The organism is Bacillus sp. MYb56, from assembly GCF_002976445.1.
Classification (GTDB): Bacteria; Bacillota; Bacilli; order Bacillales; family Bacillaceae_G; genus Bacillus_A; species Bacillus_A mycoides.
On the sequence record NZ_PCOH01000007.1, the window covers coordinates 151,583 to 177,126 of the forward strand.

Below are 25,544 nucleotides of genomic sequence, written 5' to 3' on the forward strand. Positions count from 1 at the left end.
TTTGCAGGAGGCACAAATATGGAAAATAAATTTGCTGTTCAGCTTTATCTCGAGTTGTTAAAGAAAACAATTTTATTTGAAATATGGCTAGAGTATGAGCCATACTTACCTGCTTCATTACATATTTCTAAGGAACTTCCATATGAACCAGTTACCGTACCACTTCCTTTATTCATTAAGCAATATGCTGAAAACCATAACTTGAAAATTGTGAAACCAGATGTTTTAAAAAGTGAACGTCAAGATGGGATGGATTGGCCAAGAGCAGCACACAGTATGATCGGCCGGGAACGAATGAATCAATTACATGAAGCACTAGAAACAGTTGTCCGTGAAAATATAGAAGGTGATTTTATTGAAACAGGTGTGTGGCGCGGGGGATCGTGCATTTTTATGAATGGTTTTTTACAGGCAAATAACATTACTGATCGTAATGTGTGGGTTGCAGATTCATTTGAAGGTTTGCCAACACCGAATTTAGAACACTATCCGAAAGATTACGGAGATTATTTACACTCTTTCGATTACTTACGCGTTTCTTTAGAACAAGTACAAGAGAATTTTAGAAAATATGATTTATTAAATGATCAAGTAAAATTTTTAAAAGGCTGGTTTAAAGATACTTTACCAACAGCACCAATAGAAAAAATCGCAATTGCACGCCTTGACGGTGATATGTATGAATCCACAATGGATGGTCTCGTGAACTTATACGATAAAGTTTCTAAGGGTGGCTATATTATTATTGATGACTATGGACTACCAGCTTGCGCAGAGGCCGTGACAGACTTTAGAAATCAAAGAAACTTAAAAGCTCCTATTACTAAAATTGATGTATTCGGGGTTTATTGGCGAAAAGAATAGGGCGAAACTTTATTCAGTTAGGGTTTCTCCATCTCACACTAATTATTAGCCTTCGCCAATAGCATGATAAATAAAAACAAAAGCTCCCATTACTATTTCCAGTTGTTCTAGGGAGCTTTTTACATATCGCAACAGTTCTAATATCGTTTCCCCTCCCACTATAAAATGTTAGCTGCATGTTAAAAATGTTGGTTCCCTATTTACTACAAGGAAGGAGTGAAATTATGAGCGAGCTTGAAAAAAAAATCGCATTAATCCCACCTCCCGAACTCGTCCAATATGTAGGTGGCGACTTTCAAAAGGTTGGAAAAGAATTCATAAAGCATTTTATTCAAATTGGTAGTTTAAAATCCAATGAAACAGTGTTAGATGTAGGTTGTGGTGTCGGTCGAATGGCTGTTCCATTAATGAATTACTTAGGTGATGATGGAGCTTATTATGGATTTGATTTATTTAAAGATGGCATTACATGGTGCAAAAATAATATTTCAACTGCCCGTAGCAATTTCCATTTTGAACACGTTGATATATATAATCAATTCTACAACCCAGAAGGAAAAGAAGATGCTTCTCAATACAAATTTCCATATGAAGACGATTCATTCGATTTTATTTTTTTAACTTCTGTATTTACCCATCTCCTTCCGAAAGAATTAGAACATTACGTATCTGAGATTGTACGTGTTCTAAAAAAAGATGGGAGATGTTTTATTACCTTCTTTCTCATTAACCCTGAATCATCCTATTACTTAAATTCTGGGCTAAGTACATTAGGTTTTTATCATCAAATTGAAAATTGTTATGTTGTGAATAAAGATATTCCTAATTTCGCAGTTGCCTATCCTGAAGAAGATATCCGCACCTTATTAAATAAACATGGCTTAGAGGTAATTAATAAACCGCATTATGGTTTATGGTGCGGCAGAAATGAATATACAAGTTATCAAGATATCGTTCTTACAAAAAAAGCTTCTGAAAGGTAGTTTCGTATGAATAATAAAAAAAAGTCACCTCTCGTTTCCATCCTTATTCCCACTTATAATCGACCACATTATTTCAAAATCGCTCTAGAAAGTGCATTGGCACAAACTTATCCAAACATTGAAATTATTATAGGAGACGATAGTACAAATGATGAAACAGAAATCTTAATAAATGAACAGTATTTACCTAATTATAAAAACATAACATACATTCGAAATACCACTACTTTAGGACAATTTCATAACGATCTTATGCTCTTAGAGAAATCTAATGGGGAGTATATAAATTTTTTAATGGACGATGATGTGTTTTATAATCATAAAATACAAAAAATGATGGCTTATTTTGAGCAAGACACAAATAAAAATCTCGTTCTTATAACTTCTTATCGAGTACGTATTGATGATCACGGGAATTTAATTGGAGATGCTCATCCAACACAAAGATTATATAGCGAAGACATTCAATTAAACGGAATATTTTTAGGCGACTGGATGTTAAAAGGTGGACATAACATTATCGGTGAGCCTACAACTATTCTGTTTAGAAAACAGTTACTCACTGAACCTTTCGGCACGCTAAAAGGAAGGCACTATTCTTGTAGTGTCGATATGGCATCATGGATTTCCTTACTTTCTAAAGGAGACGCAGTATACATATCCGAACCTTTAAGCCAATTTCGCTACCATACTGGGCAACAAATACACAGCAAGCTCCTTGAAGGATCTGAGGATTTTACGCACCTCGTTATAACTTCAAAAGAATACGGATTTTTACAAGATAATACAGATTATAGACTAGGTCTAATTAGCGCTTATAAATGGTGTAAAGGTTCCTTAGAATATTATAGCCAGCTACCAAACCTCATTCCAGATGCACATGTACGTCTTTCCCATTGTTTGGACATAATTATAAAAGAGCTACATCATTAGTCTATTCTGCGAAAATAAAATGTGTGAGCTTTACGTGAATAATGCGTATAGTTCATACATTCTTTTTAAACTATGTGATGCACCAACTAAAACCCACTAATATAGAGAGCAGTAGAAAGGAATTCATACAGTGAAAGATCCGAACACTCAATATCAAATAGACTACATATTAATATTCATTTTATTTGCCATTGGGATTGTTAGCTGCTTTGCTATCGCAAGTGCACAAGCTTCTTTACCACCATTTTTACAAAACGTAAATTTTGTATTAAAACAAATCCAATGGTATGCCATTGGATTTATCGCCATTGGTGTTATTATGGTTATTGATTTCGATCGCTATAAACAAATTGCTTGGTATTTATATAGCTTTGCACTCATACTTCTAATTGGCCTAGAACTTCAAGTTCCTGGCGCCGTTACAATTAAAGGGGCTACCGCATGGTACAGACTTCCAGGCATCGGAAACTTTCAGCCTTCTGAAATTATGAAATTATTTTTGATTATCGTCGTTGGACGAATTATAGCGAATCATAATGAAAAATACCTTTTTCGGACAACTCGTGAAGATTTCATTTTACTTTTAAAAATATTTGCAGCTAGTTTACCTCCACTACTTCTAATCGCAAAAGAACCTGATTTAGGAAACACAATGGTCATTTCAGCGATGCTTGCAACAATGGTTTTAGTTTCTGGTATACGTTGGCGCTTTATCCTCGGATTAACCTCCGGTATTTTCGCCATAGGCTCTACCTTAACATATATTTATTTCACGCATACAGAGTTCTTTAAAGAGCACATTCTAAAAGAATATCAATTAAATCGCTTCTATGGTTGGCTTGCACCTTATGAATATGACGCACAAGGATATCAATTAAGACAAGCATTTTTAGCTACTGGATCAGGAGAGATGCAAGGAAAAGGATGGGAAAATAGACAAGTATATTTTCCAGAGCCACATACAGATTTTATTTTTACAAATATCGCTGAACAATTCGGTTTTTTAGGAGCAAGTGTTATTATTTCATTTTTTTTCTTACTCATTTACCGAATGATCCATATCGCTTTAGAAAGCAATGAACCTTTCGGTAGTTATATTTGCGCTGGTACAATTGGAATGTTTACGTTCCAAGTATTCCAAAATATTGGGATGACAATTGGTTTACTCCCTATTACAGGAATAACGTTACCGCTTATGAGCTACGGCGGGAGTTCACTGCTCACATATATGGTTGCTATTGGATTTATTTTAAACGTACGCTCAAGAACTAAAATCTTTATGTTTAAATGAACCATATCGAAAAACGGTATGGTTTTTTTCTATGTCCATTTTAGATATACTAATGAAAAAATGAGCTGGAGGTTTAAATATGAAATATGACATTATAGGTGATATTCACGGATGCTTCCAAGAGTTTCAAGATTTAACAACGAAACTAGGGTATAGCTGGGATAGTGGTATCCCAATTCATAACGCAAAACGAAGGCTTGCATTCGTTGGTGATATTACAGACCGAGGTCCTCATTCATTACGGATGATTGAAATTGTATGGGAGCTCGTAATAAATAGAAAAGATGCTTATTATGCTCCAGGGAATCACTGTAATAAACTGTATCGTTTCTTCCTTGGACGTAATGTTACAATCGCTCATGGGCTCGAAACAACTGTTGCAGAATATGAAGCATTGCCTTCTAATAAGCAACAAATAATAAAAGAAAAATTCATTACTCTTTACGAACAATCACCGCTATATCACATACTGGATGAAAAAAAATTAACCGTCTGTCACGCTGGTATTCGGCAAGATTACATAGGAAGACAAGATAAAAAAGTAGAAACCTTTGTATTATATGGTGATATTACAGGCGAAAAACACCCTGACGGCTCACCTGTCCGCCAAGATTGGGCGAAAGAGTATAAGGGTGAAACATGGATTGTTTATGGACATACACCTGTCAATGAACCTCGCTTTGTGAATCATACAGTCAATATTGATACTGGTGCTGTATTTGGTGGTAAACTAACTGGACTACGTTACCCTGAGTTGGAGACCGTTTCTGTCCCTTCTTCCCTACCTTTTGTCCCTGAAAAGTTCCGCCCAATTTCATAAAGTGAAACTTTAATCAGTGGGGGTTTTGTTCATCCCCCACTGATTATTAGCCCGCACCAATCGGGATAAATACCTCTACTTAATACAATTCACGATTTGCAGAGGATCATGGTGTTTTCTAGACATATTCCACACTAAAACTAGATAAAGCAATTAAAAAAAGATGCAATAAAGTGCATCTTTTTTTAATTGCACGGCATATACTGTCGCAGGAGGTGACGGAATGAAGAAAAAATCTTCTAAACAAAAAAGAAAATTCCACCCTTTATACCATCCCATGTATGGAATTAACAACTGGTGCAGTATTCGAGCGGCAGCTATAGAAGAAATAGAAGAACAAGAGTCATCAAAAAAAAGCAAACCGAGAGAAAAATATATCTCTTTAGAAAATGCTGTTATGAGGCGAATTATAGATAGCAGGAAAATAAAAGCAAAACAAAAAAAGAAGCTCGCTTCTAATAATGATGAACCTGTGCTTAATTCGAAAAAGATACAAGAAAATATAGAAGAAAACATTCCTGCAGCAATAAAGGAAAAAGTACAACCAGAAATTCCAGCTACTATTATAAATCAAGTAAAAAAAATAAAAGAAGCATTAATCTCGGGCAACGATGTACAAATAGAAAGATCCGCCCCTATTCAGGCTCCTGTACCTACACCTATAAAAAAAGAAAATAACAAAGGAGCTCGTCACGCATATAAAGAAGGACTTCAATCTAAAGCTGATGGAATCGCTTCACATGCAGAAGGGCTTCTTACACATGCAACGGGTCCCTTTTCTCATGCAGAAGGCACAAAAACAAAGGCAACTGGACATAGTTCGCATAGCGAAGGAAGTGAAACGACAGCAGGCGGCTCTTATTCTCATGCAGAAGGAAAACATGCAATTGCTTTGGGCGAAGCAGCACATGCAGAAGGAACCGCAACTATCGCTAACGGATTCTCATCTCATGCGGAAGGAAATCATACATCAACAGCTAATTTTGCAGGCAGCCATATTATGGGGAAATTTGGTACAGCAGAAGAAGCTTATTCCTGGTTTATCGCAAATGGGACAAATGACACTGATTATAATATAGGTGCCAAATGGCTTGCCCATAACGGAGAAATGTATATCGATGGTGCTTCTTACAATGCAGGTGGTACTGATTTTGCACAAATGTTTGAGGCAGCAGATCATAGCCCTATTGATATCGGCTATTTCATTACATTTAGTAGCGAAGAAAAAATTCGAAAAGCTACTTCAAATGATACATTCATATTAGGCATATCCAGCGCTACTCCTGCTCTCATAGGAAATAGCGGTGCTTTAAGTTGGCAAAAACGCTATGAAACAGATAGCTTCGGAAAACGTCAATATACGCGTACGGATACGCAAGAAATACGACCCCTTTTAAATACAGAATGGGATCCAGCTTGTAAGTATATATCAAGAAGAGACCGTACTGAGTGGCTTCCTGTCGGATTAATTGGACAAATGTTAGTACGTGATGACGGCACTTGCGAAGCACACGGATATTGTCGTCCAAATGATGACGGCATTGCCACAAAAGCTGAAAGTGGCTTTTTCGTTATAAAACGTACTGGTGAAAATCAAATTTTAATATTATTTCGCTAAAAAAAGGGAACAAAATTCTTTTTATGATAAGAATTTTGTTCCCTTTTAATTGTTATGTAAAGCGTATTGCATATCCTCTGGGATACTTACGGTAAAAGTCATTCCCTTTTCTAAAATAGGATGATAAAACGTCAAAGATGTACTATGCAGCGCTTGACGTTTTATCACATCTCTTCGGCCACCGTATAGATCATCCCCAAGTAGCGGATTTCCTATATATGCCATATGTACACGAATTTGATGTGTTCTTCCCGTCTCGAGCTCAAGCGCTACATGCGTCTTATCGGAAGAACTCTCCATCACTCTAAAATGAGTAACAGCTCTTTGACCATCTTCACAGACAGTTCGCTCGATAATACTATCCGCTTTTCGTCCGATTGGCGCGTCAATCGTTCCTACTTCTTCTAAAATAGTCCCATGAACGATTGCCTCATACGTTCGTTTCACCCCTTTTTGTTGATGCTGCTTCGATAAAAGGTGGTGAACGAATCTATTTTTCGCAATTAACATAAGCCCTGAAGTATCACGGTCTAACCTCGTCACAATGTGCACCGTACTTGCAAGATTTTGTTTATCATAATGATATAAAAGAGCGTTTGCAATACTTCCTGACGGGTGCTCCCTAGACGGAATCGTCGACATATTTGCTTCTTTATTTATAACAAGAACCGCATCATCTTCATATACGATACATAAAGGGATATCTTCCACTTCCATCCCTTCACTTCTTTCCTCCACTGGAAAAAAGATTTGTAACTCTTCACCAGCTTGTAACTTGTGACGAACACTTGTGTGTTGACCGTTTACTTCAATTGCTCCCCCGCGGAACTTTATATCCGTTAAAGCAGCTTTCGAAATCCCTTTTGTTTTCAAAAATTCTCTAACTAAAGTTCCCTCTTCAGCCAGCCCTATATCCCATTTCAATGTAAATCTGTTCAAATATATAAACCCTCTCTATTTATCTGCAACAAACGAGTCACGAACACGTTTCCAGAATGGGAACGGACGGAAACGAACAAATCGTACTTTCTCGTTTGCAACGCGATACTGAATTGATTTCACATCTTGATGAACCATCGTCAAATGATCCACGGTAATTTGCATGTTCATTCCTGCAGCCGGCTTTAAAACGCATGTATGATGCTTCGGCAGTACGAGCGGCGAACCTACCGTACGAAATACACGATTGTTGATAGATGCCATTTCTGCAATTTGAATCGCTTCAATAGAAGGGTGAATAATTGCTCCGCCAAGCGCCTTATTATACGCGGTACTTCCTGAAGGAGTAGAAATACAAAGACCATCTCCGCGAAACGTTTCGAAATACTCTCCGCGTATTTCCACTTCTGTTACTAATGTACCTTCTGCACTTTTTACAGTCGCTTCATTCATCGCCAAATACTGCGACTCTTTACTACCATTCACATAGCGAATAATCACTTCTAAAAGTGGATATTCCACCACTTGGAACGGTGTTTTAGCGATTGCAATCACCAACTTCTCTACTTCCGTCGGTAACCAATCTGCATAGAAACCTAAATGCCCTGTATGTACACCAACAAATGCGGTTTCATCTAATCGATTATAGTAACGATGGAATGCATATAAAAGCGTTCCATCTCCCCCAACAGAAATTATAATATCAGGTTCCTTTTCATCCATTGTAAACCCAAAATCTAACAAGTATTCTTTCATCGTACTTGCTAGTGTATCTGATGATTGATCTCCCTTTGACATAATTGTAAATTTCATCGCCCAACACCCTTTAGTTTATGATTCAGAATCTTTCGTTTCCTGCTTTCGTGAAAAGACCTTTTGCGCTTCTTGAATTTCAAGACGAATGGAAGACATTTCTTCATCTAATAAAAATGCCGCTTCCGCTGCACGTTGTAAGCGTATTTTAATATCTTCAGGAAAACGTCCACTATATTTGTAATTTAAAGAATGCTCAATCGTTGCCCAAAAATTCATTGCTAACGTGCGAATTTGAATTTCAACTAACACTTTTTTCTCCCCCTGTATCGTTTGAACAGGATAACTAATGACAACGTGGTAAGAGCGATAGCCGCTATCTTTCTTTTGCGTTACATAATCACGTTCTTCTACAATGTCAAAATCATTTCGTTTTCGAAGATATTCTACAACAGGCTTAATCTCATCTACGAATTGACACATCATTCGAAGGCCCGCGATGTCCTGCATATCTTCTCTAATTCGGTCTAGCGGTACATTTCTCTTCTCCGCTTTATCAATAATACTTGCAACCGACTTTACCCTTCCTGTTACAAACTCAATTGGAGAATGCTCCGTTAACATTGCAAATTGAGTACGCATTCCTTTTAGTTTCACTTTCAGCTCCGCCACCGCTTGGTGATACGGTGCTAAAAATTCTTCCCAATTACGATTCATTTCAACCACCACCAAAATCAATCCATTTGCTTATAGAAACACTTTTTCTACAGCAGTTACTAGTTCTTCTCCGTAATTTGCATTACCTTCAATATTTTCAACTAAATATTCTACTTCTTCTTTTAATCCTTCTAATTCTATTTCAACATCATTCACGCGAATAAACATCGCTGTATCTTTATTCATCGCTTCATGCATTGCTTCCCAGCATGTATGCGGAATACTTACATAAATGAAAGATGATTCATTTTCTAAGATATATAAAAATGATAAATTGTCTGAGTCTACAAGTACGTGATTACGCGCACTTAACTCCTTTACCTCTATTTCAGTATTTTCCGCACAAAAAATAAGCGCATTCTCTCTCGTTTCTACGCTCTTAACTTGAATTTTATTTTGCATACTCGAACTCCTCCATCTCAACTTCCTGTCTTACTTAACAGTATTATTGTATCATAACATGGACGCAAACAAATAAAACATTGAACCAAATTTGCGAAAAAGCGATAATGTGGAAAGAATTATTTTTCAAAAGGAGCGCATACAATGACACAAGAAATTGAAATTGAATTTAAAAATATGGTTACAGAGGAAGAATTCCAAACATTATGCAAATCTTTTTCTATTGAAGCATTTACAAAACAAGTAAATCACTACTTTGAAACGCCTCACTTCTCTTTAAAAGATACGGGCTCTGCACTTCGTATTCGTCATAAAGATGGAACTTATACATTAACATTAAAACAACCTGCTGAAATTGGTTTATTAGAAACTCATCAGTCTGTAACAGAAAAAGAAGCACAACTTATGATGGAAACAAACACAATCATTCAAGGAACTGTAATGGATCAGCTACACAAATTACAAATTCCCGTTTCCTCTTTAACTTATATGGGTAGTTTAACAACAGAAAGAGCTGAAATATTATTTGAAGGCGGAACGCTTGTCTTTGATCATAGTTTCTATTACAATCACGATGATTATGAAATTGAATACGAAGTGCAAGATGAAAAGACCGGTAAAGCAGCATTTATAAGGTTATTAAAGCAACATAACGTACCAGTTCGTCATACAAACAACAAAGTAAAACGCTTTTTCCTTGCCAAACAAAACGAAGAGCGCTAAAGTAAAATTTCCATCAGTGAAGAAGAGCTGTACTTACGGCTACATTTCACCTTTTTGAAAAGCAAAAGATTTATTAGCAACATATAGAATAAGCAAAGAATGTTATGAAGGCTGTTTAGTTGCTCTTCATAACATTCCATTGCTACAATAGATATACATTTCATGGAAAAAGGAGTTTATAAAGGATGAGCAAGCAACCGATGACACCATTTGAAGCAATTGGCGGTGAACAATGCATTGCAACATTAGTGGATACATTTTATTCCTATGTCAGTGAACACCCTGACTTATCTCCGATCTTCCCGGATGATTTAACAGAAACTGCTAGGAAGCAGAAACAATTTTTAACACAATATTTAGGTGGTCCTAATTTATACACTGAAGAACATGGGCATCCTATGCTAAGAGCACGCCATCTTCCGTTTGAGATTACTCCAAAACGCGCAGAAGCTTGGCTGTCATGTATGGAGCAAGCAATGGATGATACAGGAGTGCACGGTCATATAAGAGAGTTTGTTTTTGAACGTTTAGCATTAACTGCTCAACATATGGTCAATACTCCAAATGAAACAGGTGAAGTGTAATGGATAAGCAGGAAGCAAAGCATATAAATATGCCTTCTCCTTCCACATGCGAGCATAAATCTGTAGAAGCATATTTATTTATTGATCCACTTTGTAAAGATTGCTGGGATATCGAGCCATTTATTATTAAACTATGGCTTGAGTATGGGAAATACTTCTCTATTCGTCATATAGTAACAGGAAAAGTGGACGGGGCAAACGCTTCCTCACACAAATGGAATAAACCTGCTAATATTCGATTTGTGTGGGAAAAGACAACAAGTTTACAAGGTTTTTCATGTGATGGAAAAGTACATATGCAAGAGGCGTCGTCAACACCGTATTTAGTTTCGATGGCAATTAAGGCGGCGGAGTTGCAAGGCCGAAAAGCAGGTTCGAAGTTTTTGCGAAAACTCCAAGAATACATTTTTCTTGAAAATGTATCAAACCCTGACTGTGAATTATTGCTTACATGTGCTAAAGATAGTGGCATTGATGTAGAGGAATTTAAAAAAGACCTACACTCAGTTAGCGCAAAAAAAGCTTTCCAATGCGACCTAAAATTCACAAATGAGATGCATATTACAGAAATACCTTCCCTCCTATTTTTTCATGCAAATTCAGATGAGGAAGGTATTAAAATCACAGGGATTTATTCCTATGATGTATACGTACAGCTATTAAAAGAACTGGTAAAATGCGAAATTGAGCCAGAACCATTACCTCCTTTAGAAGCATTACTAGAAGCAACACAATTTATTTCTTCAAAGGAAATCTCATTTATATATGACTGCCCTCAGCAAGAAATAGAGCGTGAACTAAAAAAATTACAACTAAAACGAAAAGTACAAATGATTGAAGTGAAGTGCGAGCGTTATTGGAAATGGATAGCAACAGAAAAAGACCTGGTGTAAACACCAGGTCTTTTTCTTTACGGCTTATAAAAATATTAAAGGGGATGGGAGAAATTTTCACGTTCAAACAAAGGGGTATATGTTTGTATGTGAATTCGTTCACGCTTATTATATTACAAGATTCGACGTCAGATGACAACCCCTTTTGTCGAATTTCACATTTTTGTCACATTCTAAACGTTTTCATTCTTGAATAAGCTATAAAAAAAGCAATTTAGGAGGTTTCCTTATGAAAAAATCTCATATTTTTCTTATCTTTCTATGTGTTATTGTTTCTTTTTTCTTGTATATCCTCTCTCTATTACAAGCTTTCCCTAAAATTATTGCCTTTCCTCTTTTATTCGGAGTTATCGTCATCGCTGTCTCTTATTTCAACTATAGAAAACGATTTAAAGGATTTTAATTACAAAAATCAACTGTAAAACTGCCTTCTAATTTAGAAAAAGTAAGGAAATCCTCCTTATTTTATCGACAAATATCGACAAAAACATTTTCAAACAAAAAAGACGAGGATAAAATCCCTCGTCTTTTCTCATTACTTTTCTTCAAATAATAACGCTTCTAATTCATTTAATTTCTCTTCAAATACTTGAAGTGCCTCTTTCACTGGTTCAGGAGATGCCATATCAACTCCTGCTTTTTTCAACACTTCAATTGGATAATCGGAGCTTCCCGCTTTTAAGAATTCGTTAATGTAACGTTCTACTGCTGGTTGCCCTTCTTCTAAAATTTGTTTAGATAACGCAGTCGCTGCACTAAATCCTGTTGCGTATTGATATACGTAATAGTTGTAATAGAAGTGCGGAATACGAGACCATTCTAAACCGATTTCTTTATCGATTACTAAAGCATCCCCGAAATATTTCTTATTTAAATCGTAGTAGATCTCCGTTAACATATCTGGCGTAACCGCATGTCCTTCTTGTACTTTTTTATGAATGATATGCTCGAACTCTGCAAACATTGTTTGACGGAATACAGTACCACGGAATCCTTCTAAATAATGATTTAATAAATATAGACGCTCTTTTTTATCTTCTGTCGTTTTTAATAAATAATCATTTAGAAGCGCTTCATTACAAGTTGATGCTACCTCTGCAACGAAGATTGAATAATCACCGTATACGTGTGGCTGTGTCTTTCTTGTGTAATAACTATGCACCGAATGACCAAACTCATGAGCAAGTGTATATAAATTATTTACATTATCATGCCAGTTCATTAAAATATACGGATTTGTTCCGTATGCACCAGATGAATATGCTCCGCTTCGTTTGCCTTTATTCTCGTACACATCTACCCAGCGATTTTCATATGCTTCTTTTAAAATTTCAACATATTCATCACCAAGTACGTTTAAAGATTTTAATAACAGGTCTTGCGCTTCTTCATACTTCACATTCATTTTCACTTCTTGTACAAGTGGTGTATATAAATCGTACATATGAAGCTCATCAAGTCCTAGTGCACGCTTACGAATATCAATGTAACGGTGTAATAAATGTAAGTTGTCATTTACCGTTTCAACGAGTTGATCGTATACTGCTTCAGGAATATTATTATTGCTTAATGCTGCTTGGCGAGCAGAGTCATATTTACGAATACGTGCATTGAAATTATTACGTTTCACTGCCCCGCTTAACGTACTTGCAAATGTGTTCTTAAATTTCCCATACGTTTCAAATACAGCTTTGAATGCATCTTCGCGAACACGACGATCATCACTTTCTAAAAACTGAATGTAACGGCCATGTGTTATTTCTACCTCTTCTCCATCCTCACCTTTAATAGATGGGAATTTCAAATCCGCATTATTCAACATACCGAATGTATTACTTGATGCACTCATCACTTCAGATGCTTCTGCTAATAACGCTTCCTCTGCCTCAGATAATACGTGCGGGCGTTGACGTGTAATTTCTTCTAATGCATGCTCATATACACTTAGTTCTCGATTTTCTTGTAAAAATGTTTGCAATGTATCTTCTGAAATAGATAAAATTTCAGGTACGATATACGCTGTGCTACTAGATACTTGTGAGTATAAATTTGTTGCGCGATCATTCAGTGCTTGATACACAGAGTTTGTTGTATCTTGATCGTAACGCATATGTGCATATGTATATAGCTTACCTAATCGCATTGAAATTTCATCTTCATATTGCAATGCCTCAAGCAAATTGTCTGCAGAGTCGCCAAGCTTCCCTTTAAATTCAGTTAACTTTGGCAATAGCTCTTTAATAGCTTGGAATTCTTTTTCCCATTCTGCATCTGTTTGGAAAATATCTTCTAATCGCCATGTGCTTGCTTCTTCAATCTCATTGCGATCTGGTAATGTTTTTGCTTTATTTTGTTCAGACATTCTGTAAGCCCTCCTTTAAATATCTCTACTTAAGTACAATTCTGTTTTTCTTATGTAATTCCTTCACGTTCATTCTTTATTATATCCCCTTTTTCTTCTCTCATGTTGAACTTTGTCTCAAATAGAGATAGCGCATAAGTTAGGCAAATCTCATCATATTTCCTAACTTCCTCCTCCGCCTGTAACATAACTATATTCCTCATTTTTCGGTACGTATAAGTCCCTACTTTATGCAACACGCCTACAAAACATAAAAAAGTCATATATTCAGTAACCGCTACTTTCCATATATGTTGTGAAAAGTACGGAAGTAAGCGCATTTCCGTATTTTTTTTTACATAACTACACACATATTGAAGGGAAATACAATTCCCTACCGCAAGCTCACCTATACACTTCATGTATAGAAAAGCTTGCCATGTAAATGGATTTGTTTGAAAAGCAAACGCGGATGGGAGCGGAACACCGATTTCAGAAGGAAAGCTCGCTGGGGTACATTTATATTGATATAAGAGGCGGAGTAGTGACTTATGATTATAATTCCAGATAGATAGAGCGTTTTGCCGAAAATGGTTCTTTTTTCTCTTCCATTCTTGTCCTAATACCTCTTTTTGGAAAGGAACAGAGGAAAAGAGCATGTCAACAGTAGTCGTATCAGTTGGTAAATAAATAGTATGTGAGAAAGAGACATTTGTAGAAAACGGAGTGATAAATGCGCATTTCATAAACGATTTTTGTTTCGGGCAGAAGAAAATAAGAAATGGCTGAGGATAAGATTGTAAGGAGAACGCCAGAAGTGAGGAAAATTTCATCCAATATGCAGATTGCTTTTTTAATTGATTTCCACCAATGATCCAGATGACCTGTATACCAGCTTGCCAATACGAGTATGTTCGTTTAGAAAGCTGCTCTACGGAGAGATTTGCACATTGATATTCAATCGCAATTTTTCTATCCGCTCTCTCTACGTAAATATCTGGCCGTTGCTTGATTACTGGCAGATAATGCTCTATATCGACATGAAAATCTTGATGTTTTAACCATCTATATAACAATTCTTTACCGTGCATATGATACATAGATTCTGCTTCATAAAAGGTAAGACATGAATCCACTTTCTTATGAGCAAAATGCCAGCTCTTTTGTGTTCCTAATTTCATTTGCACTTCTTTTCCGCAAGCTGTACAAAAGAATTTTTCTCGTTTACGCATTTCGCGTAAACGTTCTTCATCCCGGTTATATAATAGATGAATTTTCTCTCCGTTTTCTCTCCTTGCAATAAACATCCACCATCACACCCTTTCAACTTCTTGTATTCTACAATTTACTACAAATTCCTCTCAAAAAAAGAGATGTCCTAAATTAGGACATCTCTTTCTATAATAAAGGTGATAATAACCGATACGTCGATTCAACAATCCGCCTATGAAGACGTCTCTTATGAAATCGGTCAACATGAATTTCACTGGATTCTTCTAAATCGTCTTTAAAATCTTGAACGAGCTTTCGAATGCTACCTGTATCATATAAAAAGGCATTTACTTCAAAGTTTAAATGAAAACTTCTCATATCCATATTAGCTGTCCCAATTGATGCGAGATCAGAATCCACGATGACAACTTTACTATGAAGAAAACCTTTTTCATATTCATATATTTTTACTCCTGCATCTAATAACTCCGGAAAGTACGATCTTGATGCATAAAAGACAGTCCGCTTATCTGGCTTACTTGGCATTAACAAACGAACATCAATACCAGCAAGTGCAGCTACTTTTAATGCAGATAAAATATCATCATCTGGGATAAAGTATGGTGTTGCAATCCAAATCGATTTCCTAGCTGAAGCAATCATTGCAAAATATAAATGTTTAATTGTTTCCCATTTATTATCCGGTCCACCTCCAACAAGTTGGACTCCGCCCCAATGATCACCCTCAACTGCTTCCGCTTGTAAATATTCAGGTGCTAATACCGCCTCACCAGTCATATAAAACCAGTCTTGAAGGAAAATTAGCTGTAAACTTTGAACTGCTTCACCGCGTAAATATAAATGCGTGTCTCGCCAAAAACCGAAATATTTATCCTTCCCTAAATACTCATCACCAATATTTAATCCACCTACAAACCCTTCATTTCCATCTATAATAACGATTTTTCGGTGGTTTCGATAATTAATTTTATCATTTAAAATTGGAAAGCGCACAGGGAAAAATGGAATCATTTCTACTCCTGCATCATTCAATTCTTCAATATACGAATTTGATAATTTAAAGCTTCCAACCGCGTCGTATAAAAAACGAACGACAACGCCTTCTTTTGATTTTTTTATTAAAATATCTTTAATTTCTGTACCGAGCTTGTCATCACGCACAATGTAATACTCCATATGAATGTGGTGTTTCGCTCGATTTAACCCATCTAAAATTGCCTGAAACGTTTCATCTCCATTTGTTAATGTCCTCGTTTCAGTTTGAAATGAAATATTTAAAGCACCTAGTCGATCTGCTAAACGAAATAACAATTCTTGATGCTTATGATTTCGTAAAATCCGTTCTTCGTAATCTTCGTGTCCCTTATATTGTAAAAACGCCTGTTCATCGAGTAATGCCTTCTTTTGGAACATTCTTTTTCTACGAAAATTTTGTCCAAATAAAAGATAAGCAAAGAAACCGAACACCGGAAAAATACCTAGTACGATTAACCACGTAAGTGTTTTAGACGGATGGCGGTTTTCTAAGAAAATAACACATCCAATTAAAAATGCGGAAACCGTAAATAAAATACTAATAATACCTAAAATAGAAACATCCTTTATCCCAATGACATCCGAATAAAATGCTACATCAATAAACATGCGTAATGAAACAAATAATGCGAACAATAGTAGAAAAAAGAAAAGTAGTTTTAACGTGTTTTTCATCTCTTACCTCCTTACTAAGAAAGCCTTCCTATTCTTCATAAAAAAAGCCGATTTCATACTATAGAAATCGGCCTACATTTTAGGAGGGAAATTGTTGCGAATTGTCTCAAGCGCACGCTCTTTCACAACCTGTTTCCCATACTCACTTACACGGTGAATCGTTAAAGTAGATTCTTCTCCATATTCTAATACAATACTTAAAATACGATCAATTTCTTCTTCATCATGTAGCACTTCATCGAATTCCACATATACATAATATCGGTCCTCAAATGAATGTAATTCATCTTTTATATCTTCAAAGATAAGACGATGACTTAATGAAATAACATCTTCAAAATCATTAAACTTAATTAAAAAGCCAAACGTACCATCTTCATTAAAGTTTGTTCCTACTTGTTCTTCTACCTCTTCCACTAATTCTTGCTGGAATAATGATTCGATGCCTTCATCTAGAGGAATGTCTATAATTTTGTCTACACCTATTGGTAGTTCCAGCTTTTGTCCATCCTTTGAAAGCTCCGCTTTCGTTACAAGTACTTCAATCCCTTTATCGACTGCTTGCACTTGGATCCATAACGGCCCATCGATAAAGAAATCATCATGATCACGAGCTTCGTCCATCATCTCCCAAAAGAGCTCTTCACTTCGTTCGCGATCATACCAAATTTCTTCACGATTAAACCCTCTATCCTCTATATCAATGTACGTAATAAAAAATTTCATCGTATGGTCATTAATTCTTTCAATATCCAAAATACAACGCTCCCTTCCTGCTTAGAATTGTTATGAAGGGATTCCCCACTCATATGACAAAACAATAGATTCTTGTACTCTCATTTTATGATAAGATTCTCCAGAAGGGAAATAAAATCGATTTATTTTACAAAAATAGTTATATACCTATCTGTATTCGACTTTTTACATAAAGTGAAACAATAATCAGTATTTTTTTCATCCTCCACTGATTATTAGCTCGCACCAATCGGAATAAATATACCATTATACTAATTCACTGCTCGCAAAAAATTTGGACATACATTCCCATATTCCCTCGTACACTGTAATAAAGTGAAACTTCTATTAGAGGTGATTATTTTGTCCCTGGGAGCGCGGGATCAAAACTAGACAAACTTTCTTCACCACATACATATATTTCGCTTATTAAAACATCATAAATGGAGGCAGACGAATGGACTTAGAGTTTTTAACATCTGTACTACTGATTGTCGGTATCGATGTTGTACTAGGTGGCGATAACGCAATTGTCATCGCACTAGCTAGCCGAAATTTACCTGAAGCAAAACGAAATAAAGCCATTTTGATTGGTACTATGTTAGCAATTGTGCTACGAATTCTCCTCACGATACTAGCTGTCTATTTACTTGATATCCCATTTTTACAACTCACCGGCGGAATTTTACTTACATTAATTGCGGTCAATTTACTCACTGATAATAACAACGACCTTTCTTCTATCAAAGGAAAAACGACTTTATTCCAAGCTGTGCGTACAATTGTATTCGCGGATCTCGTTATGGGGTTTGACAATGTTATTGCCATTGCAGGAGCAGCTCACGGAAGACTTTCACTCGTAATTATCGGTTTATTCATTTCTATCCCGATTATCATTTGGGGAAGCAAACTTATTTTAATACTCATGGAACGCTTTCCATTTCTCATTTATTGCGGAGCAGCAGTTCTCGCCTATACAGCAGGAAAAATGATTACACATGAAGACAGACTTGCAACGTTTTTTCATCATAATCCTAGTTTTGCCACAAGTATCCCTTATTTGTTCATTTTCACCATTTTATGCATAGGCTTTATCGTTCAACAAGTGCGATTACGTAATGTTAAACAGTAAAAAAAAACCTTCTACTCTATAATAGGTAGAAGGTTTTCATATTATTATAATTAATTTACAAGACGCTGTGCTTCACGTAATTGGAACGTTCTTACTGTACGTGGTAAGAAACGACGGATTTCATCTTCGTTGTAACCTACTTGAAGGCGTTTTTCGTCAATCATAATTGGACGACGTAAAATACCTGGATAGTCACGAATCATCTTATATAAATCTTGAAGTGGTAAAGACTCTAAGTTCACATTCAATTCTTGGAAAACTTTTGAACGAGTAGAAATAATCTCATCCGTTCCGCTTTCTGTCATACGTAAAATCTCTTTAATCTCATCAATCGTTAGTGGATCTGAGAAAATATTACGTTCTGTATAAGGAATATGATTTTCCTCTAGCCATAATTTCGCCTTTCTACAAGACGTACAGCTTGGAGAACTATATAATGTTACCATACAAAGCTCACTCTCCTTAAAGAGTACAAATTCTGTACTAATTACAGTTTAAATTTCTAACTTCCGCAATTTTTCGCGATAACTTGTCTTATAGCAAAGTAAAAAATCGCAATTCATGTAAGCAACAATAATTACTTTTAATAAGTAACTTCTATAATCATTATACAATAGTTTTTGCAAGAAATATACAGTGAATTTACTGCTAGTTGAGAAAATTCCTCCGTGTACTCCACTGCTATGCAACATGATTATACTCAGTAAAACTGTCCTTTAACAACGGTCTTCAACCCTTTTGATACTTACTTTCTACAATAATCTTCACTTGATATACAATTACAGTTTCATAATCTTCCCCATTAAAAAGAGAGCGTTTTCTTACCTTTTCCCAACAAAACAATTGAGAAATGTAAGACTCTAAAGGTTAGAAACGAAAAGGAACATTTGTTCTTATTCTAACAAATCTCTCCGCTCATGTCTATATGCTTTCTAAAGCAAATCGAATATTTTTCTGACATTTCTTTCTTTTTTACCATTTATCTCATACAATAAAAATACAGACAGACAAAGGGGGAATTTGCATATGATCGCTTTTTTTACTGATTTTATCATTGTTGCTACCCTCATCATCGGAATAACAGCATTGATTGGTGTCATTACAAATAGCATCGGTGAAAAACTCTTTGGTGGGAAAGAAAAAATGAAGTTTGTTAATAAAAGTTTAGATGTACAATCTGGCTGGAACCAAGTTGGCGGAAAAGGCATTTATAAAAAACGTACGTACTAAAAAAAGCAGGTAATCACCTGCTTTTTTTGTTATTTTCCTACTGATGCCCATTTGAAGCTTACTTCGCCACCATACTTATGGTTGTACATATCTTTAATTGTTTCTCTTTGTAAATATGCTCTACCACGTTGATATACTGGAACAATCGCAGCGTCATCAAGTAACATTTTTTCTGCTTCAAGTAAGTTTTTCCAACGAGCATTTACGTCGCTTCCATCTTTCTTCGCTTTCATAATAATCTCATCGTACTTCGGATTAGAATACTTCATTTTATTTTGTGCCCCATCAGTTACGAACATATCAAGATATGTAACTGGATCTGGGAAGTCTGCACTCCATCCAGAGAATGACATTACAAAGTCGCCCGCATCTTCTAATTTTAGTTTTTGCGCGAATGGTTGTTGTTTAATTTTCACTGTTAAACCTGGTAAATTCTTTTCTAACTCACCTTTTAAATATTCACCAGTTTTCTTCGATAATTCAACGTCTTCATTTAATAGCTCTAATTCAATTTCGTTTTTACCAAGCTCTTTTTTACCAGCTTCCCAATACTTTTTCGCTTCTTTTACATTTGGTTTTACAATATCTCCATTTTCAACACGGAAATCTTTTTTATCCGGCCCTTTAATGAAATTGTCAGGAATTAATCCCGTCGCTGGCTTAGAACCGTTATTTAATAATGTATCAACGAATGGTTTACGGTCAAAACCAAGAGAAATTGCTTTACGAATATTTTTATTTGCTAAAGCTGGGTCTTTTTGATTTAAGCGAAGGAAGAATACAGATGTATCTTCTACCGTTTTGAAATCTGGTTTTCCTTTATATTTATCGATGAACTCTGCTAATAACGTCGCTCGATCGACTGCGTTTGTTTCATATAAATTAATTGGCGTAGACGTATCTTTTACAATATTAAAGTTTACTTCCTCAAGCTTCACTTCTTTATTGTCCCAATATGATGAGCTCTTTGTCATTTTGAAGCTACGTTCATGTTGCCAATCACTTAATGTAAATGGTCCGTTATAAAGTGTTGTATTTGCTTCTAAACCAAACTTCGTCCCTTGCTCTTTCACATACTTTTCATTAACAGGATAGAAGATCGGATAGACCATTAAATCAACAAGATATGGAATAGAATTATCTAATTCTACTTCTAGTGTATGATCATCAATCGCTTTTACACCTAATTGGTCTGGACTCATCTCTTTTTTATTAATTTTCTCAGCATTTTTTATATCGTACATAATGTACGCCGATTTCGCAGCTGTATCTGGATTAATTGCTCTTTGCCATGCATACACGAAATCTTTCGCCGTTACAGGTTCACCATTTGACCATTTTGCATCTTCACGTAATTTAAATGTATACTTTTTACCGTCTTCTGACTTTTGGAATTCCTTCGCTACACCTGGAACTAATTTATCGTCTTTCCCAAGGCGGTATAGGCCTTCCATCGTATTGTTCATTACTTTTGAAGAAACTGCATCAGCTGATAACGCTGGGTCCATCGTTGGAATTTCTTGTGTTTCAATTAAGTTAATAACTTGCTTCGCACCGCTTTTCCCGCTATCCCCTTTTGCGTTCGCTTGCGGTTCATCTTTTTGGTAGCCACATGCCCCTAAAATCATGCTCATTGCTACTGTTGATGCTACAAAAACTGGTATCTTTTTTTTCATACTTCCACCCTCCAAAAAAAATGTTAGCCCTTTCATTTTCAAACAGAAAGAAATATATATATGTTCTAATAATTCATATTATACACATAAATATATTCTTTGTATATTTATATTTCTATTTTATTAAAATTTTCTGTTAACACCACGTGCCTTTGTAAACGTTTCACACTGCGTTTTTATTGAACTAAAGTGTTAAAAATGACCATTTTTATACTTTTCTAAATTATCAAAGAAAAATAAATTTTATATTCTATAATATCTTACGCATAATTATTCCTCCTTTTTTGTCATAAAATGAAGGTTTATTCATATTGAAAATATGTAGGCTAAAATAAGTGCAAAGGATATGAAAGTGTGTTACGATACACTTTGCTAAAAATAGATATCGGTAAAGAGGGGACGGACATGACAGCAATTCGCTCAAAAAACGGGCCAACAGAGAAATTAAGTTTATTCTTATTAACATGGCCTATTTTTCTAGAAGTTTTTCTTTTTATGCTGATGGGGATCGCTGATACTTTCATGTTAAGTGCATTATCAGACGATGCTGTATCTGGGGTTGGTGCAGCGAATCAATACCTTCATATCGCGATTTTAGTACTAGAAGTCATAGGGAATGGTGCAGCTATCGTTGTATCCCAATACCTCGGTTCTAAACGCTTTATGGAAGCATCAAAAATATCAGCATTAGCCGTCACATTAAATTTAGTGGTCGGACTCATTATAAGCGCTGGTTTTCTTTTATTTTCAAAACATATGATGATGGCAATGAATTTACAAGGCGATGTACTAACGTATGCACAAAGCTATCTATCCATCGTCGGAGGAGCTATTTTCCTTCAAGCTATTATTAACTCATTAGCCGCAATTATCCGCGTTCACGGCTTTACAAAGCAAGCGATGTTTGTTTCGCTTGGAATGAATATTATTCATATCGCCGGAAACTACGTACTTATTTTCGGGAAATTCGGTTTCCCTGAACTTGGTGTGCAAGGAGCCGCGATTTCTTCCGCTGTCAGCCGGTTAATCGCACTTATCATTTTCTTCTGGTTACTGTACCGCGTTATGGAATACCGTGTGAAATTACAATATTACTTCACTTTATCAAAAGAATATGTTAGCAAAATTTTAAAGATCGGCATTCCATCTGCATTCGAACAAGTCATGTATCAAGCTTGTCAAATTGTCTTCTTATATTACGCAACATACTTAGGTACGGAATCGTTAGCTGCAAGACAATACGCTACTAACATTTCCATGTTCACTTATTTATTCGCCATTGCTATCGGTATGGGAACAGCTATTATCGTTGGACGCCTAGTTGGCGGAAATGAAAAGGATGAAGCTTACACACGCGTATGGAAAAGTGTACAATGGGCGATTGGTGTAACTTTATTTATGGTCATGCTCGTTGTTACATTCCGCACACAATTAATGGGACTATTTACGGATAATCCTCATATTATCGCTCTAGGGGCAAGCGTTCTTTTACTAAGTGTACTACTTGAAACAGGACGGACGATGAACATCGTCATCATTAATTCACTTCGTGCAGCTGGCGATGCAAAATACCCTGTTTTAATCGGCGCATTCTCCATGGTGTTAATGAGCTTACCACTCGGTTACTTTTTCGCCTTCCATTTAGACATGGGGCTCGTTGGTATTTGGCTAGCGATTGCTATTGACGAATGGACGCGAGCAATTATTATGTTCTTCCGCTGGAGAAGTAGATCGTGGGAAAATTATGCACTTGTTAAACCAAATGAGCAAGATGAGAGTGTTTCTGTTCAAGCGCAGTAAAATAAAAGTGTTTCTAAATGAAGAAAAAGGCGGCTGGATTTCAGTCGCCTTTTCTTCATTCTTGGAAACTCTTAATTTGCTGTCTTTAAACCGAAAAAGAACTTGGATAAAATCTCTTTATACTAAATTAAGTTTAATTAGTATAAAAAAATAGAGCCATCCTTCTTTAATAGAAGAATGGCTCTACTTTATTATTGATAGATTTCTTTATATTTCTTATACTCTGCTTCAGAACATAATACAAAATGTCCTGGGCGAATTTCACGCATTGTTGGTGCTTCCTCACCATATTGATGTTGAGATGGATCGTATACGATACGTTTACGATTGCGCTCATAATCTGGATCTGGAAGCGGAATTGCAGATAGTAGTGATTTTGTATATGGATGCATTGGATTCGCATATAACTCTTCACTTGTTGTCAACTCAACGATTTGACCACGGTACATTACACCAATGCGATCACTAATGTATTTTACCATTGATAAATCATGGGCGATGAATAAGTATGTTAAACCTTTTTCTCTTTGTAACTGTTTCAGTAAGTTTACAACTTGCGCCTGAATCGATACGTCAAGTGCTGAGATTGGTTCATCAGCAATGATAAATTCAGGTTCTACAGCTAGCGCACGAGCGATACCGATACGTTGACGTTGTCCGCCTGAGAATTCATGCGGGAAACGGTTTGCGTGCTCTTTATTTAAACCAACTGTATTTAATAATTCATGAACACGGTCCATACGCTCTTTTTTGCCTTTTGCTAGTCCGTGAATATCAATACCTTCTGCAATAATATCTCCTACTGTCATACGAGGATTTAATGATGCATATGGATCTTGGAAAATCATTTGCATTTTACGGTTGAACTTCTTCAGCTCGGCACGTGATTTTTTACCATGTACATTTTCACCATCGAACAACACTTCACCAGCAGTTGCATCATATAAACGAATAATCGTTCTTCCAGTTGTCGATTTACCACAACCTGATTCTCCTACAAGACCAAATGTTTCTCCGCGGTAAATATCAAATGAAATATCATTAACCGCTTTGACAACACCACCACTCACGTCGAAGTGCTGCTTTACATTTTTTACTTCAATTAATTTCTCACGTTGTTTAGTCATGTTGTTCACCTGCTTTCATTTGAAGAATGCGTTTTTCAACGACTGCCGGTGGTTTTACTTCTGGAGCTTGCTCGTGAAGTAACCAAGTTGCCGCATAGTGTGTATCACTTACTTTAAATAAAGGTGGGTCCATTTCAAAATCAATTTTCAATGCCTGCGGGTTACGTGGTGCAAAAGCATCACCCTTTGGCGGTTTTAATAAGTCTGGAGGCGTTCCTGGAATCGCATATAGCTCGTCCTCTGCACCATCTAAGCTTGGCATAGATGCGATTAAGCCCCATGTGTATGGATGTTTTGGATTGTAGAAAATTTCATCAACAGTTCCAATTTCAACAACTTTACCAGCGTACATAACCGCAACTCGGTCTGCAACGTTTGCCACTACACCTAAGTCATGCGTAATGAAAATGATTGCTGCTTCTGTTTTTTGCTGAATGTCCTTCATAAGTTCTAAAATTTGCGCCTGAATTGTAACGTCTAGCGCTGTTGTCGGCTCATCGGCAATTAATAATTTCGGGTTACAAGCTAACGCCATCGCAATAACTACACGCTGTCTCATACCACCTGAGAATTGGTGAGGATATTGTTTTAAGCGCGCTTCTGGATTCGGAATACCTACAAGGTCGATTAATTCTAACGCAACTTTACGTGCATCTGCTTTACTCATCCCTTGGTGTTTAATAAGGCCTTCCATAATTTGATTTCCAATTGTCATCGTTGGGTTTAATGATGTCATTGGATCTTGGAAAATCATCGCAATATCTTTACCGCGTACTTGTTGCATTTCTTTTTCTGTTAGTTTCGTTAAGTCACGACCTTCAAATACGATTTCACCGTTTTTAATACGCCCTGGAGGATTCGGAATTAATCCCATTAACGCTTTAGAAGTAACTGATTTACCAGAACCAGATTCTCCTACAATCGCTAATGTTTCTCCTTTTTTCAAATCAAAAGTAACACCGCGTACAGCTTGTACTTCACCTGCATGTGTATCAAAGGAGACTTGCAAATCTTTTACCTCTAGCAATGTTTTCATTTTT

General features: G+C 36.1%; 25 protein-coding genes. 13 read left to right on the top strand and 12 right to left on the bottom strand.

All coding sequences use genetic code 11. The annotated features are described in order from the left end of the window. The first annotated feature begins 18 nt into the window (after positions 1-18). From CQ058_RS11640 to CQ058_RS11665, 6 genes are all read left to right on the top strand, one after another. Positions 19-864, top strand: coding sequence for a TylF/MycF family methyltransferase (locus CQ058_RS11640; RefSeq protein WP_002186420.1), 846 nt, complete (start codon positions 19-21; stop codon positions 862-864). A gap of 224 nt (positions 865-1,088) precedes the next feature. Beyond that, positions 1,089-1,847 carry a class I SAM-dependent methyltransferase gene (locus tag CQ058_RS11645; RefSeq protein ID WP_002030399.1) on the top strand — a complete coding sequence of 253 codons (759 nt, stop codon included), beginning with the start codon at positions 1,089-1,091 and terminating at the stop codon, positions 1,845-1,847. A 6-nt stretch (positions 1,848-1,853) separates the two neighbouring features. Beyond that, on the top strand, positions 1,854-2,780 hold the full coding sequence (locus tag CQ058_RS11650) for a glycosyltransferase family 2 protein (protein ID WP_002011371.1): 927 nt from the start codon (positions 1,854-1,856) through the stop codon (positions 2,778-2,780). Positions 2,781-2,910: 130 nt separating this feature from the next. Beyond that, entirely contained in the window at positions 2,911-4,071 is a 1,161-nt protein-coding gene (locus CQ058_RS11655) for an FtsW/RodA/SpoVE family cell cycle protein (RefSeq protein WP_002030401.1), read from the top strand. Positions 4,072-4,150: 79 nt separating this feature from the next. Further along, positions 4,151-4,891 carry a bis(5'-nucleosyl)-tetraphosphatase PrpE gene (gene prpE / locus CQ058_RS11660; RefSeq protein ID WP_002125956.1) on the top strand — a complete coding sequence of 247 codons (741 nt, stop codon included), beginning with the start codon at positions 4,151-4,153 and terminating at the stop codon, positions 4,889-4,891. A gap of 223 nt (positions 4,892-5,114) precedes the next feature. Beyond that, the gene (locus CQ058_RS11665) at positions 5,115-6,509 is read left to right on the top strand and encodes a peptidase G2 autoproteolytic cleavage domain-containing protein (protein ID WP_105589709.1); all 1,395 of its coding nucleotides are present in this window, start codon (positions 5,115-5,117) and stop codon (positions 6,507-6,509) included. A 45-nt stretch (positions 6,510-6,554) separates the two neighbouring features. Here the strand turns inward: CQ058_RS11665 and CQ058_RS11670 are convergent, their stop codons facing one another. The 4 genes from CQ058_RS11670 to CQ058_RS11685 are packed head-to-tail and all read right to left on the bottom strand — an operon-like array spanning position 6,555 to position 9,320. Beyond that, entirely contained in the window at positions 6,555-7,448 is an 894-nt protein-coding gene (locus tag CQ058_RS11670) for an RluA family pseudouridine synthase (RefSeq protein WP_002125954.1), read from the bottom strand. Between the two features lie 15 nt (positions 7,449-7,463). Continuing rightward, positions 7,464-8,261, bottom strand: coding sequence for an NAD kinase (locus tag CQ058_RS11675; RefSeq protein ID WP_002188761.1), 798 nt, complete (start codon positions 8,259-8,261; stop codon positions 7,464-7,466). An 18-nt stretch (positions 8,262-8,279) separates the two neighbouring features. Continuing rightward, positions 8,280-8,918, bottom strand: a complete 639-nt coding sequence (gene yjbM / locus CQ058_RS11680; protein WP_002125951.1) for a GTP diphosphokinase — start codon at positions 8,916-8,918, stop codon at positions 8,280-8,282. A gap of 30 nt (positions 8,919-8,948) precedes the next feature. Then, the gene (locus tag CQ058_RS11685; RefSeq protein ID WP_002011362.1) at positions 8,949-9,320 is read right to left on the bottom strand and encodes a UPF0738 family protein; all 372 of its coding nucleotides are present in this window, start codon (positions 9,318-9,320) and stop codon (positions 8,949-8,951) included. A 144-nt stretch (positions 9,321-9,464) separates the two neighbouring features. Here CQ058_RS11685 and CQ058_RS11690 point away from each other — a divergent pair, with 144 nt between their 5' ends. The 4 genes from CQ058_RS11690 to CQ058_RS31810 all read left to right on the top strand — a co-directional run bounded on the left by CQ058_RS11690 (position 9,465) and on the right by CQ058_RS31810 (position 11,923). Then, on the top strand, positions 9,465-10,043 hold the full coding sequence (locus tag CQ058_RS11690) for a CYTH domain-containing protein (protein WP_002064261.1): 579 nt from the start codon (positions 9,465-9,467) through the stop codon (positions 10,041-10,043). Positions 10,044-10,228: 185 nt separating this feature from the next. Then, positions 10,229-10,627 (top strand): globin domain-containing protein, encoded by a 399-nt coding sequence (locus CQ058_RS11695; RefSeq protein ID WP_000043388.1) that lies wholly within the window; start codon positions 10,229-10,231, stop codon positions 10,625-10,627. Continuing rightward, entirely contained in the window at positions 10,627-11,520 is an 894-nt protein-coding gene (locus CQ058_RS11700) for a ClpXP adapter SpxH family protein (RefSeq protein ID WP_002125944.1), read from the top strand. The genes CQ058_RS11695 and CQ058_RS11700 overlap by 1 nt, the downstream gene beginning before the upstream one ends. 229 nt (positions 11,521-11,749) lie before the next feature. Further along, positions 11,750-11,923 (top strand): hypothetical protein, encoded by a 174-nt coding sequence (locus CQ058_RS31810; protein WP_000748141.1) that lies wholly within the window; start codon positions 11,750-11,752, stop codon positions 11,921-11,923. Positions 11,924-12,055: 132 nt separating this feature from the next. On the opposite strand, the gene pepF is transcribed toward CQ058_RS31810, so the two are convergent. From pepF to mecA, 4 genes are all read right to left on the bottom strand, one after another. Further along, positions 12,056-13,882: an oligoendopeptidase F gene (gene pepF, locus CQ058_RS11710; RefSeq protein WP_002134970.1), complete on the bottom strand. Its 1,827-nt coding sequence runs from the start codon at positions 13,880-13,882 to the stop codon at positions 12,056-12,058. A 50-nt stretch (positions 13,883-13,932) separates the two neighbouring features. After that, positions 13,933-15,168, bottom strand: a complete 1,236-nt coding sequence (locus CQ058_RS11715; protein WP_002011354.1) for a competence protein CoiA — start codon at positions 15,166-15,168, stop codon at positions 13,933-13,935. A gap of 91 nt (positions 15,169-15,259) precedes the next feature. Continuing rightward, positions 15,260-16,804 (bottom strand): cardiolipin synthase, encoded by a 1,545-nt coding sequence (locus CQ058_RS11720; RefSeq protein ID WP_002064255.1) that lies wholly within the window; start codon positions 16,802-16,804, stop codon positions 15,260-15,262. A gap of 72 nt (positions 16,805-16,876) precedes the next feature. Further along, positions 16,877-17,560, bottom strand: coding sequence for an adaptor protein MecA (mecA, locus tag CQ058_RS11725; protein ID WP_002011351.1), 684 nt, complete (start codon positions 17,558-17,560; stop codon positions 16,877-16,879). Between the two features lie 436 nt (positions 17,561-17,996). Between mecA and CQ058_RS11730 the strand changes: the two genes are divergently transcribed. Next, complete coding sequence (locus CQ058_RS11730) at positions 17,997-18,671, top strand: TerC family protein (protein ID WP_002030376.1); 675 nt, start codon at positions 17,997-17,999, stop codon at positions 18,669-18,671. A 50-nt stretch (positions 18,672-18,721) separates the two neighbouring features. Here CQ058_RS11730 and spx read toward each other — a convergent pair whose 3' ends face one another. Then, on the bottom strand, positions 18,722-19,117 hold the full coding sequence (gene spx / locus CQ058_RS11735; RefSeq protein WP_002011348.1) for a transcriptional regulator Spx: 396 nt from the start codon (positions 19,115-19,117) through the stop codon (positions 18,722-18,724). A 580-nt stretch (positions 19,118-19,697) separates the two neighbouring features. On the opposite strand from spx, the gene CQ058_RS11745 reads away from it, so the two are divergent. Beyond that, on the top strand, positions 19,698-19,901 hold the full coding sequence (locus CQ058_RS11745; protein WP_000559981.1) for a hypothetical protein: 204 nt from the start codon (positions 19,698-19,700) through the stop codon (positions 19,899-19,901). 29 nt (positions 19,902-19,930) lie between these two features. On the opposite strand, the gene CQ058_RS11750 is transcribed toward CQ058_RS11745, so the two are convergent. Further along, positions 19,931-21,577, bottom strand: coding sequence for a peptide ABC transporter substrate-binding protein (locus CQ058_RS11750; protein WP_002140829.1), 1,647 nt, complete (start codon positions 21,575-21,577; stop codon positions 19,931-19,933). 354 nt (positions 21,578-21,931) lie between these two features. Here CQ058_RS11750 and CQ058_RS11755 point away from each other — a divergent pair, with 354 nt between their 5' ends. Continuing rightward, positions 21,932-23,377, top strand: a complete 1,446-nt coding sequence (locus CQ058_RS11755) for an MATE family efflux transporter (protein ID WP_002188758.1) — start codon at positions 21,932-21,934, stop codon at positions 23,375-23,377. Between the two features lie 191 nt (positions 23,378-23,568). Here CQ058_RS11755 and CQ058_RS11760 read toward each other — a convergent pair whose 3' ends face one another. Together CQ058_RS11760 and CQ058_RS11765 are read right to left on the bottom strand one after the other, a co-directional pair. Further along, positions 23,569-24,504 carry an ABC transporter ATP-binding protein gene (locus CQ058_RS11760; protein ID WP_002086978.1) on the bottom strand — a complete coding sequence of 312 codons (936 nt, stop codon included), beginning with the start codon at positions 24,502-24,504 and terminating at the stop codon, positions 23,569-23,571. After that, positions 24,497-25,540 carry an ABC transporter ATP-binding protein gene (locus tag CQ058_RS11765; protein WP_002011337.1) on the bottom strand — a complete coding sequence of 348 codons (1,044 nt, stop codon included), beginning with the start codon at positions 25,538-25,540 and terminating at the stop codon, positions 24,497-24,499. The genes CQ058_RS11760 and CQ058_RS11765 overlap by 8 nt, the downstream gene beginning before the upstream one ends. Between the last annotated feature and the right edge of the window lie 4 nt (positions 25,541-25,544).

Excerpts from the sequence above, each read along its gene's own strand:
- CQ058_RS11720 (WP_002064255.1), bottom strand. The coding sequence starts at position 16,804 with ATGAAAAACACGTTAAAACTACTTTTCTTTTTTCTACTATTGTTCGCA.
- CQ058_RS11645 (WP_002030399.1), top strand. The coding sequence starts at position 1,089 with ATGAGCGAGCTTGAAAAAAAAATCGCATTAATCCCACCTCCCGAACTC.
- CQ058_RS11715 (WP_002011354.1), bottom strand. The coding sequence starts at position 15,168 with ATGTTTATTGCAAGGAGAGAAAACGGAGAGAAAATTCATCTATTATAT.
- CQ058_RS11675 (WP_002188761.1), bottom strand. The coding sequence starts at position 8,261 with ATGAAATTTACAATTATGTCAAAGGGAGATCAATCATCAGATACACTA.
- CQ058_RS11760 (WP_002086978.1), bottom strand. The coding sequence starts at position 24,504 with ATGACTAAACAACGTGAGAAATTAATTGAAGTAAAAAATGTAAAGCAG.
- CQ058_RS11665 (WP_105589709.1), top strand. The coding sequence starts at position 5,115 with ATGAAGAAAAAATCTTCTAAACAAAAAAGAAAATTCCACCCTTTATAC.
- CQ058_RS31810 (WP_000748141.1), top strand. The coding sequence starts at position 11,750 with ATGAAAAAATCTCATATTTTTCTTATCTTTCTATGTGTTATTGTTTCT.
- spx (WP_002011348.1), bottom strand. The coding sequence starts at position 19,117 with ATGGTAACATTATATAGTTCTCCAAGCTGTACGTCTTGTAGAAAGGCG.
- CQ058_RS11685 (WP_002011362.1), bottom strand. The coding sequence starts at position 9,320 with ATGCAAAATAAAATTCAAGTTAAGAGCGTAGAAACGAGAGAGAATGCG.
- pepF (WP_002134970.1), bottom strand. The coding sequence starts at position 13,882 with ATGTCTGAACAAAATAAAGCAAAAACATTACCAGATCGCAATGAGATT.
- CQ058_RS11690 (WP_002064261.1), top strand. The coding sequence starts at position 9,465 with ATGACACAAGAAATTGAAATTGAATTTAAAAATATGGTTACAGAGGAA.
- prpE (WP_002125956.1), top strand. The coding sequence starts at position 4,151 with ATGAAATATGACATTATAGGTGATATTCACGGATGCTTCCAAGAGTTT.
- CQ058_RS11640 (WP_002186420.1), top strand. The coding sequence starts at position 19 with ATGGAAAATAAATTTGCTGTTCAGCTTTATCTCGAGTTGTTAAAGAAA.
- yjbM (WP_002125951.1), bottom strand. The coding sequence starts at position 8,918 with ATGAATCGTAATTGGGAAGAATTTTTAGCACCGTATCACCAAGCGGTG.
- CQ058_RS11700 (WP_002125944.1), top strand. The coding sequence starts at position 10,627 with ATGGATAAGCAGGAAGCAAAGCATATAAATATGCCTTCTCCTTCCACA.
- CQ058_RS11765 (WP_002011337.1), bottom strand. The coding sequence starts at position 25,540 with ATGAAAACATTGCTAGAGGTAAAAGATTTGCAAGTCTCCTTTGATACA.
- CQ058_RS11745 (WP_000559981.1), top strand. The coding sequence starts at position 19,698 with ATGATCGCTTTTTTTACTGATTTTATCATTGTTGCTACCCTCATCATC.
- CQ058_RS11750 (WP_002140829.1), bottom strand. The coding sequence starts at position 21,577 with ATGAAAAAAAAGATACCAGTTTTTGTAGCATCAACAGTAGCAATGAGC.
- CQ058_RS11650 (WP_002011371.1), top strand. The coding sequence starts at position 1,854 with ATGAATAATAAAAAAAAGTCACCTCTCGTTTCCATCCTTATTCCCACT.
- CQ058_RS11730 (WP_002030376.1), top strand. The coding sequence starts at position 17,997 with ATGGACTTAGAGTTTTTAACATCTGTACTACTGATTGTCGGTATCGAT.
- CQ058_RS11695 (WP_000043388.1), top strand. The coding sequence starts at position 10,229 with ATGAGCAAGCAACCGATGACACCATTTGAAGCAATTGGCGGTGAACAA.